The sequence below is a fragment of the Erythrobacter sp. R86502 genome (assembly GCF_042466465.1).
In the GTDB taxonomy this organism is placed as follows: Bacteria; Pseudomonadota; Alphaproteobacteria; order Sphingomonadales; family Sphingomonadaceae; genus Erythrobacter.
Genome location: NZ_JAXHCJ010000001.1, coordinates 2837515 through 2853885 on the forward strand (window position 1 = coordinate 2837515; position 16371 = coordinate 2853885).

Annotated in this window: 12 protein-coding genes, 1 tRNA gene and 1 pseudogene; 9 read left to right on the forward strand and 5 right to left on the reverse strand. The window is 61.3% G+C overall.

What is annotated here, in order from left to right; genetic code table 11:
• Window positions 1–109: 109 nt before the first annotated feature.
• Complete coding sequence (locus SJY33_RS13570; protein WP_379923312.1) at window positions 110–3907, forward strand: SIR2 family protein; 3798 nt, start codon at window positions 110–112, stop codon at window positions 3905–3907.
• Between the two features lie 37 nt (window positions 3908–3944).
• Here SJY33_RS13570 and SJY33_RS13575 read toward each other — a convergent pair whose 3' ends face one another.
• On the reverse strand, window positions 3945–4961 hold the full coding sequence (locus SJY33_RS13575) for an HNH endonuclease (protein ID WP_379923313.1): 1017 nt from the start codon (window positions 4959–4961) through the stop codon (window positions 3945–3947).
• A 189-nt stretch (window positions 4962–5150) separates the two neighbouring features.
• Here SJY33_RS13575 and SJY33_RS13580 point away from each other — a divergent pair, with 189 nt between their 5' ends.
• The 4 genes and pseudogenes from SJY33_RS13580 to SJY33_RS13595 all read left to right on the forward strand — a co-directional run.
• Window positions 5151–5513, forward strand: coding sequence for a hypothetical protein (locus SJY33_RS13580; RefSeq protein WP_379923314.1), 363 nt, complete (start codon window positions 5151–5153; stop codon window positions 5511–5513).
• Entirely contained in the window at window positions 5473–6411 is a 939-nt protein-coding gene (locus tag SJY33_RS13585; RefSeq protein ID WP_379923315.1) for a hypothetical protein, read from the forward strand. Before SJY33_RS13580 ends, SJY33_RS13585 begins: the two co-directional genes overlap by 41 nt.
• Before the next feature lie 46 nt (window positions 6412–6457).
• Window positions 6458–6586, forward strand: coding sequence for a hypothetical protein (locus tag SJY33_RS13590; RefSeq protein WP_379923316.1), 129 nt, complete (start codon window positions 6458–6460; stop codon window positions 6584–6586).
• Between the two features lie 205 nt (window positions 6587–6791).
• Window positions 6792–7877 (forward strand): annotated as a pseudogene (locus SJY33_RS13595) (recombinase family protein); the annotation flags it as partial.
• A gap of 519 nt (window positions 7878–8396) precedes the next feature.
• On the opposite strand, the gene SJY33_RS13600 reads toward SJY33_RS13595, so the two are convergent.
• Window positions 8397–8483: transfer RNA gene (locus SJY33_RS13600), tRNA-Leu, on the reverse strand.
• A gap of 306 nt (window positions 8484–8789) precedes the next feature.
• Between SJY33_RS13600 and SJY33_RS13605 the strand changes: the two genes are divergently transcribed.
• Complete coding sequence (locus tag SJY33_RS13605) at window positions 8790–9755, forward strand: complex I NDUFA9 subunit family protein (RefSeq protein ID WP_379923317.1); 966 nt, start codon at window positions 8790–8792, stop codon at window positions 9753–9755.
• 59 nt (window positions 9756–9814) lie between these two features.
• Here the strand turns inward: SJY33_RS13605 and SJY33_RS13610 are convergent, their stop codons facing one another.
• Window positions 9815–10696: a dienelactone hydrolase family protein gene (locus SJY33_RS13610; protein WP_379923318.1), complete on the reverse strand. Its 882-nt coding sequence runs from the start codon at window positions 10694–10696 to the stop codon at window positions 9815–9817.
• 138 nt (window positions 10697–10834) lie between these two features.
• Between SJY33_RS13610 and SJY33_RS13615 the strand changes: the two genes are divergently transcribed.
• Window positions 10835–13021, forward strand: coding sequence for a PQQ-dependent dehydrogenase, methanol/ethanol family (locus tag SJY33_RS13615; protein WP_379923319.1), 2187 nt, complete (start codon window positions 10835–10837; stop codon window positions 13019–13021).
• Window positions 13022–13023: 2 nt separating this feature from the next.
• Entirely contained in the window at window positions 13024–13488 is a 465-nt protein-coding gene (locus SJY33_RS13620; protein WP_379923320.1) for a beta-lactamase hydrolase domain-containing protein, read from the forward strand.
• On the opposite strand, the gene SJY33_RS13625 is transcribed toward SJY33_RS13620, so the two are convergent.
• Window positions 13485–14522 (reverse strand): NAD(P)H-dependent flavin oxidoreductase, encoded by a 1038-nt coding sequence (locus tag SJY33_RS13625; protein WP_379923595.1) that lies wholly within the window; start codon window positions 14520–14522, stop codon window positions 13485–13487. The two genes, SJY33_RS13620 and SJY33_RS13625, sit on opposite strands and share 4 nt — an antisense overlap.
• A 245-nt stretch (window positions 14523–14767) precedes the next feature.
• Here SJY33_RS13625 and SJY33_RS13630 point away from each other — a divergent pair, with 245 nt between their 5' ends.
• Complete coding sequence (locus SJY33_RS13630) at window positions 14768–15100, forward strand: UrcA family protein (protein ID WP_379923321.1); 333 nt, start codon at window positions 14768–14770, stop codon at window positions 15098–15100.
• Window positions 15101–15160: 60 nt separating this feature from the next.
• On the opposite strand, the gene purT is transcribed toward SJY33_RS13630, so the two are convergent.
• On the reverse strand, window positions 15161–16339 hold the full coding sequence (purT, locus tag SJY33_RS13635) for a formate-dependent phosphoribosylglycinamide formyltransferase (RefSeq protein ID WP_379923322.1): 1179 nt from the start codon (window positions 16337–16339) through the stop codon (window positions 15161–15163).
• Window positions 16340–16371 lie beyond the last annotated feature (32 nt).

A 16371-nucleotide genomic window follows, 5' to 3' on the forward strand; every position in this document is an offset into this window, starting at 1 on the left:
ACTCCCTGCCTAGTGGCCCGCTCGGATTGGACCGTGTTGGTATCACCGAAACCAAAATTTCAGAACGCTGGGCTTCCCTCATCACGCGCTAGACGATTAGTATGCTTCAATGAGGTTCATCGCCGACGGTCCGGAACTACCCGACGAACTGCTGACAGCCCGCGACGCGGGACATGTCCTGTTCTTCTGCGGAGCGGGCGTCTCGCAGGCGCAGGCACACCTGCCGAACTTTCCCAGCCTCGCTGGCCGGGTGCTCTCCTCTCTGGGCTCCGCCCTCGACAGTCCGGCCAGACGACTGTTTTCGGCGAGCCGGGACTTCGAGAAGGCGACCGGCCTCACCGGCGTCGTCGCCACCGACCGGATCTTCGGCTTATTGGAGCAGGAGTTCTACCCCGAAGAGGTGCGCGAGGCTGTGGCCAAGGCCCTGGTTCCTCCTCAGGGGCACGGGCTCGGCGCCCATCGCACCCTGCTCGACCTGTCACGCGATCCGGCGGGCGTCGTCAGGCTGATCACCACCAACTTCGACCGGCTGTTCGAGGACTGCGACCCCGGACTCGGCTCGTTCAATCCGCCGCATCTGCCCGATCCTCGGCGCCCGACGGACTTCAGGGGGGTCATCCACATCCATGGCCGCGTCGACGTCGAGTATAGCCGCGCCTGCGACGACGAGTTCGTTCTTTCGAGCGCCGACTTCGGCCGGGCGTATCTCGCGGATGGCTGGGCAACCCGCTACATCCAGACACTACTGCAGCGCTTCAAGATCGTTTTCGTCGGGTATTCGGCAGACGATCCGCCGGTCCAGTATCTTCTCGAGGCGCTCAGCCGGGAGGAGGACAGGCCGAACGACCTCTATGCCTTCCAGTCAGGCAGCGTCGACCAGGCCGCCGCACAATGGAAGCACAAGGGCGTGCAGCCCATCGCATACGACAGCGCTAACGGCCACTTTGCGCTCTGGGAGACCTTGCGGGCATGGGCGGGCCGGGCGCGCGAAGTGGACGCCTGGCACGAGAGGGTCATCGCGATGGCGGCCGCCGGCCCGGGCGCCCTCCAGCCCCACAAGCGGGGTATCGTCGCCCACCTCGCGGCGACGCGCGACGGCGCCCGGCGCCTGGCGGACAAGGGAACGCCTCTTCCGGCGGAATGGCTCTGCGTCTTTGATCCGAAGAGGCGCTACGCGCCTCCTGGCCCGCGAGACCCTCACGTGGAGGGAAGCGAACGCGTCGATCCGTTCGATTCACTAGGTCTCGACTCAGACCGACCACCGCCGCCGACCGATCCCGACGACCGGTTCTCCAGCCGCGAGGTTTCGGCGGACGCTTGGGATCTGCTTGCCGCCACCGAAGCCGATCGCGAGCGGCTGGCACCGGACGCGACGGGTCGGCTGCGGGGTCCGGATGCCGGCGGCCCGTCGAAGCTGCCGGCCCGCCTCTGGCATCTAGGAGCGTATCTGGTCCGCGTCGCCCACCAGCCGGCCGCAGTCTGGTGGGCGGCGCACCAGCACGGTCTGCATCCGGACGTCGTGTCGCATCTCGAATGGTCGCTGCGCCAGCAGCAGGATCGTTTTCCGGCTAGCATCCGAGAGGCATGGCGCCTGCTCATCGCTGCGTGGCGCACCGACCCGCCAGACCCCAATCGCCAGCGCTACGAGATCAAGGCGGTGGTCGCCCAGTCGGGCTGGTCGACGGCGACTGTCAGGTCAACGATCGACATGTATCGTCCGCTGCTGACCGTCGAGCCGCCGATCCTTACGCGACTACCTCCGGGCAAAGAGGAAGTGACGATCGAGAACGTCCTTCGGCCTGACGTGAAGTATCCGCGACCGCACAAGCCGCTCGTCATTCCAGCGGAGCATCTCGGCTATGCGCTCCAGCTTCTTCGAGCCCAGATCGAGCACGCCATCGTCCTCGAAAGCGAGATTGGCGGGCATGACCGGATATACTTCGACGCTACGCGGGCGGATGATGGAGAACAGCCTGACGAGGACGGTTTCCAACTGACCGGCCTCCTCGCGACGTTTGTAAACATGATGGTCCGCCTGGCGGAGGCCGACCGCGCGGCGGCGAGGGAGGAGTTCGGCCGCTGGCCGGCCGGTTCAAATCCGGTCTTTGAACGCCTCCGGATCTGGGCGGCGGGCCAGCCAGCGATCCTTGATCCGGACGAGGCCGCCGAGGTGTTTCTGTCTCTAGACGACGAGTCGTTCTGGACTGATCAGCAGGAACGGGACCTGCTGTATGCACTCCGCGACAGATGGACAGACTTGGACGCGAAGAGTCGACAGGATCTCGAGTGCCGCCTGCTGACGGGCTCATTCCCCTGGCCGGAGTCCCGCGACGATCTCGCCAGGATCAACGCCCACTACCGGCTTAACCGCCTTCAATGGATGAGCGCTCAAGGGGTGAAGTTCAGCTTCGATCTGGAAGCCGAGATGACCAACCTGCGCAAAGACAATCCCGATTGGGAGATCAGGTTCGCGGATCGCACGGCGCAGCCGAACGTAGGCAAGGTCCGCAGCATTCCGACCGACACCGACCCCACCCCGCTTGAGGGGCTAACGGTCGGCGAGGTGCTGGCCGCCGTGCGCGAAGCCTCGGGCCGCGACTTCGAGACCTTCATCGACCACCGGCCCTTCTCCGGGCTGGCGGAAAGGCGTCCCGCGTTCGCGCTGGCGGTGCTGACCGACGCCGCACGCAAAGGTGAGTTTCCGGCGCGGGAATGGGCTGCTCTCCTTCATGAAACCGCCAAGGGCGAACCCAATCCACGCTTGCTCACTGTCATCGCGGGGCGGCTCGCCAAGCTCCAGACAGAGAAGGTCGCGGAACTGCGGCATCCAATCAGCGAGTGGATTCGCGACCGCGCGACCTGGCTGCTGACCAACCTTCCCGACGTGTTCCAGGCAGTGTGGGACTTGCTCGTCGCCGCGTTGGCGACCCACCCGCCGAAGGACCGGTTCAGATGGGCGGACGCCGGATGGGTCGATGACGGTCTCAACCAGCCAGCCGGCCGCATGGTCGACGCCCTCTTCAAGGATCCGTCGAAGGCCGACTTCAATTCCGACACGGGTCTGCCTGCCGAGTGGAAGACCCGGCTTGATCAGCTCCTCGCGCTCCCCGGCGACGCGCGTCGGCAGGCGATCGCCATGACCGCGCCGCACTCGAACTGGCTCTACTTCATCGACCCGGACTGGACCGAAAGCCGACTGCTGGCAGTCGCCGACGAAGACGACGCCGACGCCCAAGCCTTTTGGGGAGGGTATTTCTGGGCGGCCCGGACGCCGCAGCTCCCGCTCTACACTCGCCTCAAGCCGGCCTTCATCGCGCTGGCGAGATCGGGTGCGAAGCGCCGGGACCAAGCCAACAAGCTCGCCGGGATGCTGCTTGCAGGCTGGGCCGGCAGCGACAACCCCGCCGAAGACGACGCGCTCATCCCCGATGTGGAACTGCGCGAGGTGCTGATTCACGCCGACGACGAACTGCGGACCCAGATGCTCTGGTATCTGCAGCGGTGGTCGAACGAGCCCGACTCGAAATGGGGCGACCGGATCCTTCCCTTCCTCGAACGCGTGTGGCCACGGCAGAGGTCGGTCCGGACGCCGCGGACGTCCGGCCGGCTGGTCGACATGGCATTGGCCATGCCGGATAGGTTCGTCGAGATCGTCAATGCGATCCTCCCGCTCCTCGATGCGATCGCGGGATCGTCGGTGCGGATGGGCCACTTCATCGACCTAGAAGGAGGGATCGCCTCCCAGTATCCGCGCGAGCTGCTCGACCTCTTGTGGAAGGTCCTTCCCGAAGATGTATGGCTGTGGCCGTACGAAACACGCCGAACGCTCGACGCGCTCAAGGCGCAAGAACTCGTCCGGGACGATATCAGGCTGGCCGAGCTCTCCCGGCGCGAGCAGAATAGGTAGGCGAGGCGCTGGCGGTCTGCGCGCGTATCCACGCTGGTCAGCCGGAAACGTCGTAGCCGATGTCGAACGCCTGCGCGTCCATGTCAATTATGGTGCGGCCGACGATCACACTGTAGATCGGCGAACCGAGCAGCGGATAGAACTGCAGCGCTACAATGAGCAGCCCCGCGCCGGGTCCCTCCACCGCTTGACCGATATGCGCCAGGACGAGATTCTCCGGCGCCGCACCAGGAGGGGGTGGGCCGTAATAGCCGCCGACATAGCGCGAGATATCGTTCTCCCGACCAAGGATGATCTCGATCAACAACGGTTCGAACGCGTCAAGGCCGACTTCTGCCACCGCATAGGCGTGCGCGGTCTTCGCGAGGAAGCGCAGAAAGTTCGTCCGATTGACCGCGCCGATTTCGAGCGCGACGTGCCTGCTGCCAGTCTCTTCGGCAACCTGGCGGCACAGCGCCCGCACCGTATTTACGTCGTCACAGTAAAGCCATGGCTGACCTTCGTCGTCGCCGGGAACCGAATGCGGACGCATGATCCGCGGCTCGGGCAGCTGCCAAAGGCTGAGCGCCAGCGGCAACTCGGCGATGGCGATGCTACGCTCGCCGAGCGGCCGCAGGTCGCAGCCATCGTTATCAACCTCCTTGAAGGTGACGTTTGCATGTGTTGGGCGCTTCTTCGGTTTGGTCCGGCTGGGCGCGTCGATCTGTCGGCGGAAGTTGCCTAGCTGTTTAAGAAGCACGTCCTGCTCATAGGGCTGAATCGTCCTCGCGCAGTCTTGGCACGACGCTTCGAGGAAAATGCTCGAGTTCGCGCCGAGCGCGAAAGGGATCACATGTTCGTCGGTCAGATTCTCGGGCGAGAGCGGCCTTTGACAATAGATGCACACGCCCAGCGACGGTATCCGCCGCCCCTGGCCTTTCTCGAGATCATAAGCGCGCAACTTCATCGATCCGGTCTCAGCTCCATTTCCGTGCCGTTCTTGCCAGCATTCGCGTCCGGCGACCACGCTTGCCGTCGCGTCCGCTAACTTGATCAGCCATGTGGCAGTCAACATGAACGAACGACCGCCTACGGCCGCCGCTGCGGAAGAGCGAACAGGCCGCCATCACCAACCATGAGGGTATCGCGGTGTAAAAATCGAGCGCTTGTGACACCGGCACCGGCCAGCGCTTCCTCCTACGGCTAACAGTTCGATCCAAGAGGCAAATTGGCCCTCGCGGTCAGCAGCCGACTAGGGGAGCTGATGTCGTTTTCCGACGAAACCTGCCGTCAGGCCAGCAGCCTCGAAAAGGCAGCTATGTCCCAGGTTCCGTCATCCAAAGCGATCGTCAAGCTTGTCCGATGTCGGGCCTTCACCCTGCGGGCCGCAATGCCCGAGAATTTTGCGCAAAGCAGAAGCGGCAATTTGCCCCATTATAGCGGCTGCCAGGATGCCTGCGACGCGCATCTTGATATTGTGGCGACAAAAACAAGTAAGTCAGGATCAACAAAAACTGAGCGAATCATCAAACCAGTTCGCGAGCGCCAGACGCAGTGTCAAAGGCCCTCAAGCGAATGGAATGACAATGGAAAAGCAAAATACATCGGTGAGCGAGAGCCAGCTTAAACCTCTCGATCTTCCGCAGCGATCCCAAGATGAACACAAAGATTCGCCTGAAATCAAAAAAAGTTACCCCGAAGATTCTCCGATTACCAAGCCAGCAGTCAAACCTCAGGATGAAATCGAGCAGCCGCAGTTATTGAATAATGCTCCTCCTGTGTCAGAAGCGATCAAGGAAGAGTTCGACCGCCCACCAACAGAGCCCGGGGAAGTCTGGGTTCCCCTTTCCAGTCTGCAAGACTGGGAATACCACTGCGCGGTCATGTCTCGGCGATCAGATGTCGCCGACGCGGGACTGCTCGCGACAGCTCACAATCCCGACATGATGCGTCCCCTCGTCGTCATCAAGCTTGGCGATGATTTGTACGCTGTCAAAGACGGGAGGCGCCGCGTGAACGCGCTTCGAACCGTCCATCACAACAAAATGGATACGAAAGTGAGGTGCGTGATTTTTGTTGGCACGGAGTTGCAGGCCGTCGAAAGCATGTGTGACGCCGTGGTCGGCAAGGTCGCAAAGACCCAGATCGAAATGGCCTTCGCTGTCAACAATGTCCATCGGGTATCGGGCATGAGCCAGAAGGCCATCGCGGAACGATATCCGGCCCTCAAGAAGGACCAAGTCAGCCGAATGATCAAGGCAGCTCGGACCATTGAGGACTTTCCGGTCGTATTTGATCTGCTGAAGGAGCCGGACCGCGTTTCGATCGACGCTTGCGTGCGCATCCACGACCACATGAAAAAAGTCAGCGACGAGGAAGTTGGTGCATTTGTCTCTCGAGCGGAGGACCTGGCAGCGGAAGGAGTTTCCTTCACTCCCGGCGAGCTACTCGACGCTTTCGACATTGAGGGATCTGCGAAAAAAAGCCAGTGCCGAAAAGGCCGATCCGTTCGCGCCGACAGATAGCGTGGAAGTCTTCGGAAGTGACGATCAGGTCGTTGGGGCGCTCGACATGCACTCTGATAATATCGCGAGGCTGCGCCTCCCCGATCCTAACGCAATGACGATTGAAGAACGTGAAGTCGCAGCACAGGCCTTCGTCCAGCAGATCTATGCCTATTTCGAACTGGATGCGGGCTGACGCCATAAAGGGCGATGGCAGTGTCACGAAGCACGGATTGTCCAAAAACTGGGGCTCCGCCGGCTTTGCGTCGGCGGAGCCCCATCAGGCTTGTTCCAGTCCGAAGCGATCTGCCTTTGGACTTGCCAATCACCGCGCAGGAGATTCAAATGCTCGCCGAGGCGCTCGGCGAGGAAATCGCGGCGCTATTCAGCGGAGATGAGTGATGCGCGCGAAGCCCGTAGCATGCCAGGCGGTACAGAAAGCCTATTTATATCTGCGCTTGTCCGTCGATGACGAAGGCGGAAAGGCGCTTTCGATTGAGGCTCAGCGTTACGCTGGCTGCCAGTATGCCGATCGGAACGGGATCGACATCATCGGTGAGTATGTCGACAGCGGCCTGAGCGGCACGCTAAGCAAGCGCCCCCAATTTACCCGCATGATCGCCGATGCAACCGGCCCTGACCGGCCGGTCCAGATCATTTTGATCTACCGTCAGGCTAGATTTGCGCGCAACATACACCTGTTCGTCAACACGATCCATACCTTGGCCCAAGCCGGCGTCGAGATGGTAAGCGTGACCGAAAATTTCGGTGAAGGTCGCACCAAACGGATGGGCCAGACAATCACCGCGATGGTCGATGAACAACGCGCGATAGACGATGCGATCTATACGCGGAAAAGCCGCCGCGCCAACGCCCGCAAGGGGTTCTGGAATGGCGGCCCCATCCCCTTCGGCTTCACAACATATGTCGCTCAGACCGATGGCAAGAAGCAGCGGATGAAGCTCGAAATTTTGCCGGCCGAAGCAGCGGTCGTGCAGCAGATCTTCGATTGGGCGGAGCAGGGGCGCGGTGGCCGCTGGATCGTCAAAACGCTTAATGATCGCCGCGTAACGCTTCGAGGCGCACGGTTCACAAACGGGAACTTGGCGGGCATTCTCGGCCGCGAGATATATACGGGGATCTATTACGACAGAACGGCCGATGATGACGGCATTGTGCCCGAACGCGAAGATTGGATCCCGGTGGAATGCCCTGCGGTCATTACGCGTGAGCAATTCGAAAGGGTTGCGGCGCTGAGATCCTCAAGGGCCCCGACACAAATGGCCCCCCACGTTGCTGCGGGGACAACATTGCTTACGGGCATAGCAAGATGCGGCATGTCAGGCTGCGGATCCGGCATGACAATCGGCAGCGGCACATCCAGAACGAAGGTCAAATACTACTATTACAAATGCAATGAGCGGACGAACATAGGGCAAAGGTGCCGATGTCCGAACGTTCGACGGGAGAAGTTGGATGAGGCGGTTCTCGGCGCTGTCGAGAAGCGCATCCTTGGTAAAGGGCGCCTCGAGCTGTTGCTCAAGGATGTCCTCGAACTGACCGATCAGAAGCGGCAACTGCTTGAGCAGGAGCTCTCCCAGGCAAACGCGGAGCGAACAAGGCGGCGTACCGCGATCGACCGGCTCCTCGTTCTGATCGAAGATGGCGTGATGAAGGCGAGTGATCCGGAATTTGCCAACCGCCTGACGGAGAATCGTGAGGCTGTGGCCGCGCTCACCTCAAGGATCGAAGTCCTTGAAAGTCAGCTGGCCAGAGGCTCCCGAAAAATCACGCCTGAGGCTCTGCAGAAGTTTGCCCAGCAACTGCGCGAGAAGCTCCACGATGAGGACAGCACCTTGCGAAACGCCTACCTGCGAATGTTCGTTTCGCGGGTAGAAGTTTCCGATAAACAGATCGTTATCAGCGGGCCCAAGTCCGTGCTGGAGAGGGGCATTGCCAAGGGGTTGCCGCGTCTTGAGGGGAGTGTTCCCATCTTTGACCAGCGTTGGTGCCCAGAAGAGGACTCGAACCTCCACGCCCTTGCGAGCGCCAGCACCTGAAGCTGGTGCGTCTACCAATTCCGCCATCTGGGCACGGTGCATCCGGTCATCGCTGCCGGAAGCTGGGTAGGGGCGGGCGATTAGCTGGGGCCGGGGGGGCTGTCAATGCAAAGATTTCAGTCTGTGAGCAGCCAATAATACGGATGCTTGCAATTCGGTTGGATGGCCCTCCGCGCTTGCTAATTTCTTCCGTTGCATCGCAGAGCACGGTCGGATGCCTCGGCGTTTGGCATCGTAGACGCGTAGATGAACCCATCGCTTACCGGAACCCTTGCCTCCGGCGCTGCGTTGTCGCAAAGCGCGGCCAATCATCACAACGCCATCAAGAGCAACAGACCCATGCCCATCTCATCTCCGCTTACCGGTCAACTGGTCACTATATTCGGCGGTACCGGCTATATTGGCAACTATGTTGCTCAAAGCTTGCTTGTACGCGGGGCGAGGATTCGGCTGGCAAGCCGGGCACCCTTCAAGGCCCAGGATCTGAAGCCGCTTGCCAACTTGGGGCAACTGCAGCTTATGCCGTGCGATATCACACACGAAGCACATGTTGCGGCGGCGCTGGACGGCGCGAGTCATGTGGTCAATCTGGTGGGAGCTTTTGACGGCGATCTCGTCAAACTGATGGGTGAAGCGCCCGGAGCCATGGCGCAAATGGCCCAAAAGCGCGGTGTCAAATCGTTCGTCCATGTCAGTGCAATCGGCGCAGACCCCTCATCGGCCATAGACTATGCTCGCGGCAAAGGCGTCGGTGAGCTGCGAGTTTTGGGGGCGTTTCCGACTGCCACCGTCCTTCGCCCCTCGATTGTTTTTGGAAAGGACGACAACTTTCTGAACATGTTCGGCGGTATGATCGAAATGCTGCCTGTTCTTCCGGTCTTCGGACCAGACGCGAAGTTGCAGCTGGTTTATGCCGATGATGTTGCCGAGGCCGTAGCGATCGCGCTTGAGCACCCTGAGCGTCATGGTGGACACACTTATGAACTTGGTGGGCCCGAGCAGTTGTCCATGATCGAAATACACGAGAGGATTGCGGCTGCACAGGGTCGCAAGCGTAGCTTTCTTCGTGTGCCTGACGGTATCAGCGCTGCTTTCGCAGCGATGCCGGGCACCCCAATGAGCCGCGACCAGTGGACATTGCTCAAGGCTGGCAGCACCGTCGCACCAAGCGCTCGCGGCTTTGCCGATCTGGGGATCGCACCCAAACCGCTGGGCCTGTTTCTCGACAAGTGGATGCTGCGGTATCGCAAGCACGGTCGCTTTGGTGCCGCCAACGAGCGTGCGAAGTTGCGCAAATCGGGCTGAAGGCCAGCGGGCCGGTGGTGGCGGGTGGCGCAGGCCCCCCGCCATTGACCAATCAAGATTTACGTCAGAGCCGCTGCATACAACGCCTTCAAATCCGCTTCACCGCGTGCTGCCGCGGTGGCTTCATAGGCGGGGCTATCGGCAACCATCCAGCCATGATCCCCGGGATAGACGGTCACCACTGCGGCGACATCGGCGGCGTCAGCAGCTTGCGCAAATATCGTCTTGTCGTTGGGCGCCTCAGCATCATCGTCCTGCGCCACGGCGATCAGCAATCTCGCCTCAACCTTGTCCAGCACCTTATGCGGGCTCATCGGATTGTCAGGCCGTACCAAACCTCCGCCGTGGAAGCTTGCCGCTGCCTTGATGCGCGCTGGTACGGCCGCAGCGCTCCAGATGGTGAAGGGTCCCCCCATGCAATAGCCTTGTGTGCCGATGCCGCGTGTTGAATCGACGCCTTGCTGGCTATCAAGCCAACCGACGATTGCAGTCGCATCGCGCATGATGGCGGACGCATCCAGCTTCTTTCGCCACGGCCCGACCTTGTTGAAGCCGCCTGCATCGATGAAGGTGGCAAAATCGGCGAACTGTTCGCCTGCGACGTCGCGGTAATAGGGATTGACGACCAGAACCGCGTAGCCTGCTGATGCGAGCTTGCGGGCGATGTTGCGTTTGGCCTCCCGGATCCCGGCGATATCAGGCCAGAGAATGACAGCCGAATGGCGCCCGCTTTCAGGCTGGACGAAAAAGCCATCAAGAGTACCGTCGGCCGCCGAGAAACTGACGCCGCGCTCCTTAAGGCCAAGGACAGCGTTCTGCGCAATGCTGTCGCCGTCACTTGAAGCGCAAGCAGCCACGGCTGCTGCTCCGGTGAGCGCGCCGAGCTGTCGCCGGCTTAGAGTTGTCTTGGCCCACTCGGCCAGCTTGCTTTCTTCACACATGGTGGTCTCTCCTGCCAGCCCGTCGGCCGCATGATAAGCGCGTGCAGTAGGATTGGACAAGCCCGCTGGAAGACGTCACCATGCGGCCAAATAGAACGGCTCGGGAAACGGGCGGCTTATCAGGGGAGAGCGGGTGTGATGCACTTCAAGCATTGGGCTTACGGAGCGGCCTTGTTGTTGTCAGCTGGGACGTTGGCAAATTGCAGTCAGATATTTACAAGTGCGAACGCAGATGGCGGCGCAAATGGGATCACAACTGCCATGCTAGTCGGGGCAGATGGCGATAGCGCCAATTGGATCAGCCACGGACGCACCTATTCCGAACAACGCTATTCGCCGCTGGACGGTGTGAACCGCGAGAACGTTCGCGATCTTGGCCTTGCATGGTTTGCCGATATGGATACCGGGCGCGGTCAGGAGGCGACCCCGTTGGTGATGGACGGGAAGCTTTACCTCACTACCGCATGGAGCAAGGTGAAAGCCTTTGATGCGACTACCGGCAAGGCGTTATGGGCGTTCGATCCTGAAGTGCCGGGTGAAACTGCGGTCAAGGCTTGCTGCGATGTGGTCAATCGGGGACTTGCCGCATGGGATGACAAGCTATTCGTCGGCACGCTGGATGGCCGCTTGATCGCGCTCGACCGCGACACGGGAGCGGTTGTTTGGGAGAAAGTCACCGTCGATCAGTCCAAAAGCTACACCATTACGGGCGCCCCGCGCGTAATCGATGGTAAGGTCATCATCGGCAATGGCGGCGCGGAGTTTGGCGTGCGCGGGTTTGTTGCAGCCTATGATGCGACGAATGGCGAGCAATTGTGGAAGTTCTACACCGTGCCGGAAGGCGGTGACCCCAGGGATGCGCCCGCCTACCTGGAAAGGGCCGCCGAGACCTGGAACATGGATGTGCTGGGCGCATCCGACGCGATCGGCGGCGGCGGGACGGTGTGGGATTCGATGGCCTATGATCCCGATCTCGACCTGCTGTATATCGGGGTGGGCAATGGCAGCCCCTGGAACCGCGCCTATCGCAGCCCCGGCAAGGACGGGACCGGGGAGGGCGACAACCTCTACCTTTCCAGCATCGTCGCGGTGCGCCCCAAGACCGGCGAATATGTCTGGCATTACCAGACGACGCCGGGCGAGACCTGGGATTACACCGCCACCCAGCACATCATGCTCGCCGACATGGAAATCGATGGGGCGATGCGAAAGGTGCTGATGCAGGCGCCCAAGAATGGCTTTTTCTATGTGATCGACCGCGAGACCGGCAAGTTCATTAGCGCCAAGCCCTATGTGAGCGTCAACTGGGCAAGCGGGATCGACCCGGCCACAGGCCGCCCGATCGAAAACCCCGAAACCCGCGTCGACAAGACCGGTAAGCCCGCGCTGGTAACGCCGGGGGCGCTTGGTGGGCATAATTGGCATCCTATGGCCTATCACCCGGGAGAGAACCTTGTTTACATCCCCGCTTTCGAGGCTGGCATGATGTATGCGCCCGAGGCCGACTGGAAGCCCGACACGGTGCGCGGCTTCAATGTCGGCTTCAACCTTGGTGCGGGCGATCTGCCACCGGACGGGGGCTTTAGAAAGCAGGTGGCTGGCACGCTTCGCGGAATGCTGGTGGCGTGGGATCCGGTTGCGCAAAAAGCACGCTGGACGGTAGAGCATCCCGGTCCGTGGAACGGAGGTTTGCTGGCGACGGGTGGTGGGTTGGTGTTCCAAGGCACCACAGGGAGCGAGTTCAATGCTTATGATGCCAGCACTGGCAAGAAGCTGTGGAGCTTTGCCGCGCAGACCGGGGTGGTCGCACCGCCGGCCACCTACACCGTCAATGGCGAACAATATGTCGCGGTGCTGGCGGGCTGGGGCGGGGCCTATGCGCTCAGCGTCGATGGCGATCTGATCAATCGCAAAGCGCCGGTGCGCAATATTTCGCGGCTGCTGGTGTTCAAGCTCGGCGGCACCGCCAAGCTGCCGCCCGAACCGGCGCTGGCGGATATTCCGCTCGATCCGCCGCCCAGCACCGCTTCGGCCGAAGTGATCGCGGTCGGGCAGGCCAAGTATGGCCGCTACTGCGCGGTCTGCCACGCGCCGGGCGCGGTCGGATCGACCGTGCTGCCCGATCTGCGCCGCGCCGGATCGCTCGAAAGCGCAGCTGCGTGGAGCGCGGTGGTGCATGACGGCGCGCTCAAGTCCAACGGCATGGCGAGCTTCGCCGGATCGCTCTCCAAATCCGAGATCGAGGCGATCCGCGCCTATGTCATCAAGCGCGCCAACGAGGACAAGGCGCTGGGCGGGGCTGCGAAAAAGGTCGCCCGGCGGTAGCGATGGCGGAGGCGGGCGATCCCGACGATATCCGGAACTGGCAGCGCCGTCCGGACGGGATCACCACCTCGGGCAAGCTCGATCCGGGCGATCCGGCGCGGCTGGCGGCGATCGGTGTGCGCCATGTCGTCAACCTAGCGCTATACAGCCATCCCGAAGCCTTGGCAGACGAGGCCGCGCTGTTGGCGGCGGCAGGGATCGCCTACACCCCCATCCCGGTGCCGTTCGACGCGCCCACGCCCACCCATGTCGCCGCGCTCGCCGCAGCACTGACGGCGCAGCCCGGCCCGCATCACGTCCATTGCATCATGAACTACCGGGTGACGGCATTCTTCTACCTGCTCGATCGCGCGGCCGGGTTGCCCGAGCCTGCTGCGCGCGCGCGGATGGCGGCAGTGTGGAACCCGCTGGAGAGCGATGATGAACGCGCCGCGCCATGGCGGCGGCTGCTCATGGACGGCGTCTAGGCCGCAACGGCTGCGCGAGACAGCGCTGTCTCGCACTGCGTCATCAGTTCGGCAATAATATCGGCGACTGGTTCTTCGCGGTTTACCATGCCGACTGATTGTCCGGCCATGACGCTGCCGTTTTCGACATCACCTTCGATCACTGCGCGCCTGAGCGCACCGGCCCAGTAATGTTCGATTTGCAACTGCGCCTCCATCATGTCGACGCTACCCGCATCGAGCAGCGCGGCCACTTCGCGCTGCTTGGCGGTGAATTCTTCGGTGCCCTTGTTCTTGAGCGCGCGAACAGGGATGACCGGCAGGCGCGGGTCGACCTGAACGGATGCAACGGCCTCGCGGGCGCTGGCACGGAAGAACGCCTTCTTGAAATCGGGGTGGGCGATGCTTTCGGTGGCGCAGGCGAAGCGGGTGCCCAGCTGCACGCCCGCCGCGCCCATTTCGAGATAGCTCGCAATCGCCTCTCCCCGGCCGATCCCGCCCGCAACGAAGACCAGATGGTTTGCGCTGAGTTCAGGCAGGATTTCTTGCGCCAGCACGCTGGTTGAGACCGGGCCGATATGGCCACCGGCCTCCATCCCTTCGATTACCATCGCATCCGCGCCTGAGCGCAGCAGCTTTTTTGCCAATGCCAGCGTGGGAGCAAAGCAGATCACTTTGGTCCCGCCACCATCCTTGATCGCTTCAACGCTGCCTTTGGGCGGTATGCCCCCTGCCAGCACCACATGCGTAACCCCATGCTTTCGGCACACTGCGATCAAGTCAAACAACGCAGGGTGCATCGTTATGAGATTGACGCCGAAAGGTCTGCTGGTCAGTGCCTTGGTCGCTGCGATTTCCCTGTCCAGCAATTCCGGCGTCATCGCGCCGCAAGCAATCACGCCAAATCCGCCCGCGTTGCTTATCGCGGCAACAAGATTGCGCTCTGACACCCAGCTCATCGCGCCGCATAGAATTGCGGTTTCACAGCCAAGGAAATTGGTGCCGCGCTGCATCATCGCAGCGGAATGCGGGTAAGTGTTCATGGTCGCGGCAATTAGGCGCAAGTGGCTCGCATCGCAAGCAGCGACGGGGAATATCGCGTCAAGGTAACAACGCAACAAAGGCATCTGGATGGCAAATCTGCGACAGCACTATGATTGCCGCTTAACGAAACTTTCTTACACCTGTCCGCAACTTGTAACGCTCGCACGGTATGCCGCCGAGGTCAGCATGGACTGCCCGTACTAGGTCAAACCCCCTGACGCAGATTTACTGATGGGCTTCAAAAGGAACCGCGCAAATGCTTTTCAGAATCGCCCTGCCAGCGCTTGCTCTTGCTATCGCTGCGCCGCTCGCTGCCGAAACGAAATCGGTTGCAGTTTCATACAGTGATTTGGATCTCACCCGGCCCGATGGCCGCGTCGTGCTCGAACAGCGGCTGAACCGTGCGGCCCGCCAAGCGTGCAAAAGCGGCGCATCGTTACGCAATCTCGCTGCTCTGGTCAGCGATCGTGCCTGCATCGCAAAGGCCCGCGCGAACTATCAGCCGCAGGTAGAGCTTGCGCTCAATGCTGCCAATGCTCGTCGTGTGGCAATGCTTGCGAACAAAATGGCGTTAATTGTCAGCTTCTGAATTTCTCTGCACACGATCTTCAGGGGCGGCGTTTCCGAAAGGAAAGCTGCCCCTTTGCTATCAGCGGTAATGGATCCGGACGCAGCCGGCTGCGTCTTTCGCCAGCTTGACTGCTGCTTCGACGGTATCGGCCGTGGCTAGCGCGACGCCCATCCGGCGATAGGGCCGGGTGGCGGGCTTTGCGAAAAGCCGTACATCCACTGCAACAGGGTCTAACGCGAGCGCATCTTGCAGCCCGTCAAAGTCGAAGTTGTCGCTATCCCTGTCAGCCAAGATAACCGCTGATCCCGCAGGGTGGGCGGCAATATCGTCGGGTACCGGCAATCCCAGAATGGCGCGCGCATGAAGGTCGAATTCATTCAGGCGCTGACTGATGAGCGTGACCATACCGGTATCGTGGGGCCGCGGAGACAGTTCGGAGAAAATGACATCTTCGCCACTTACAAAAAATTCGACCCCATAAAGCCCCCAACCGCGGCCATCACCCTGCAGGGCGATAACCACATTGGCGGCCATGTGCTGCGCTTTGACCAATGCATCGGGCGACATGGCCGCCGGCTGCCAGCTTTCACGGTAATCGCCACGTTCCTGCCGGTGGCCGATAGGTGGGCAGAAACTGATACCATTTTTATGGCGAATAGTGAGGAGGGTGATCTCATAATCAAAAGCAATAAATTGTTCGCAGATTACCCGCGCCCGGTCGCCGCGCATATTGACGACAGCGTTGTCCCACGCGGTTTCCAGCGCGTCCGGTGAATCGACCTTGCTCTGGCCCTTTCCCGACGACGACATCACAGGTTTGATTACCAGCGGGTAGCCGATACGTCCGGCCACTTCACGCACCTCAGCAAGGCTTTCAGCATATCCATATCGCGATGTGGCCAGGCCCAGCTCTTCTGCTGCCAGGTCGCGTATGGCATCGCGATTCATGGTGAGCTGCGCGGCGCGTGCTGACGGTACGATCATGAAGCCTTCGGTTTCCAGATCGACCAGAACCTCGGTGCGAATTGCTTCGATCTCTGGCACAATCAGATCGGGCTGATGCTTATGCACCGCTGTCCGCAAGGCTTCGCCATCGAGCATTGAAAACACTTCACGACCATCGGCGAGCTGCATGGCGGGTGCATTGTCATAGCTGTCACAGGCGATCACCCGTGCCCCGAGGCGTTTGGCAGAAATAACGAATTCGCGGCCCAACTCGCCTGAACCGAGCAGCAGGATGGTGGCAATATGGCTCATGACCATGGCATGACCTATCCTCGCACGCGAGT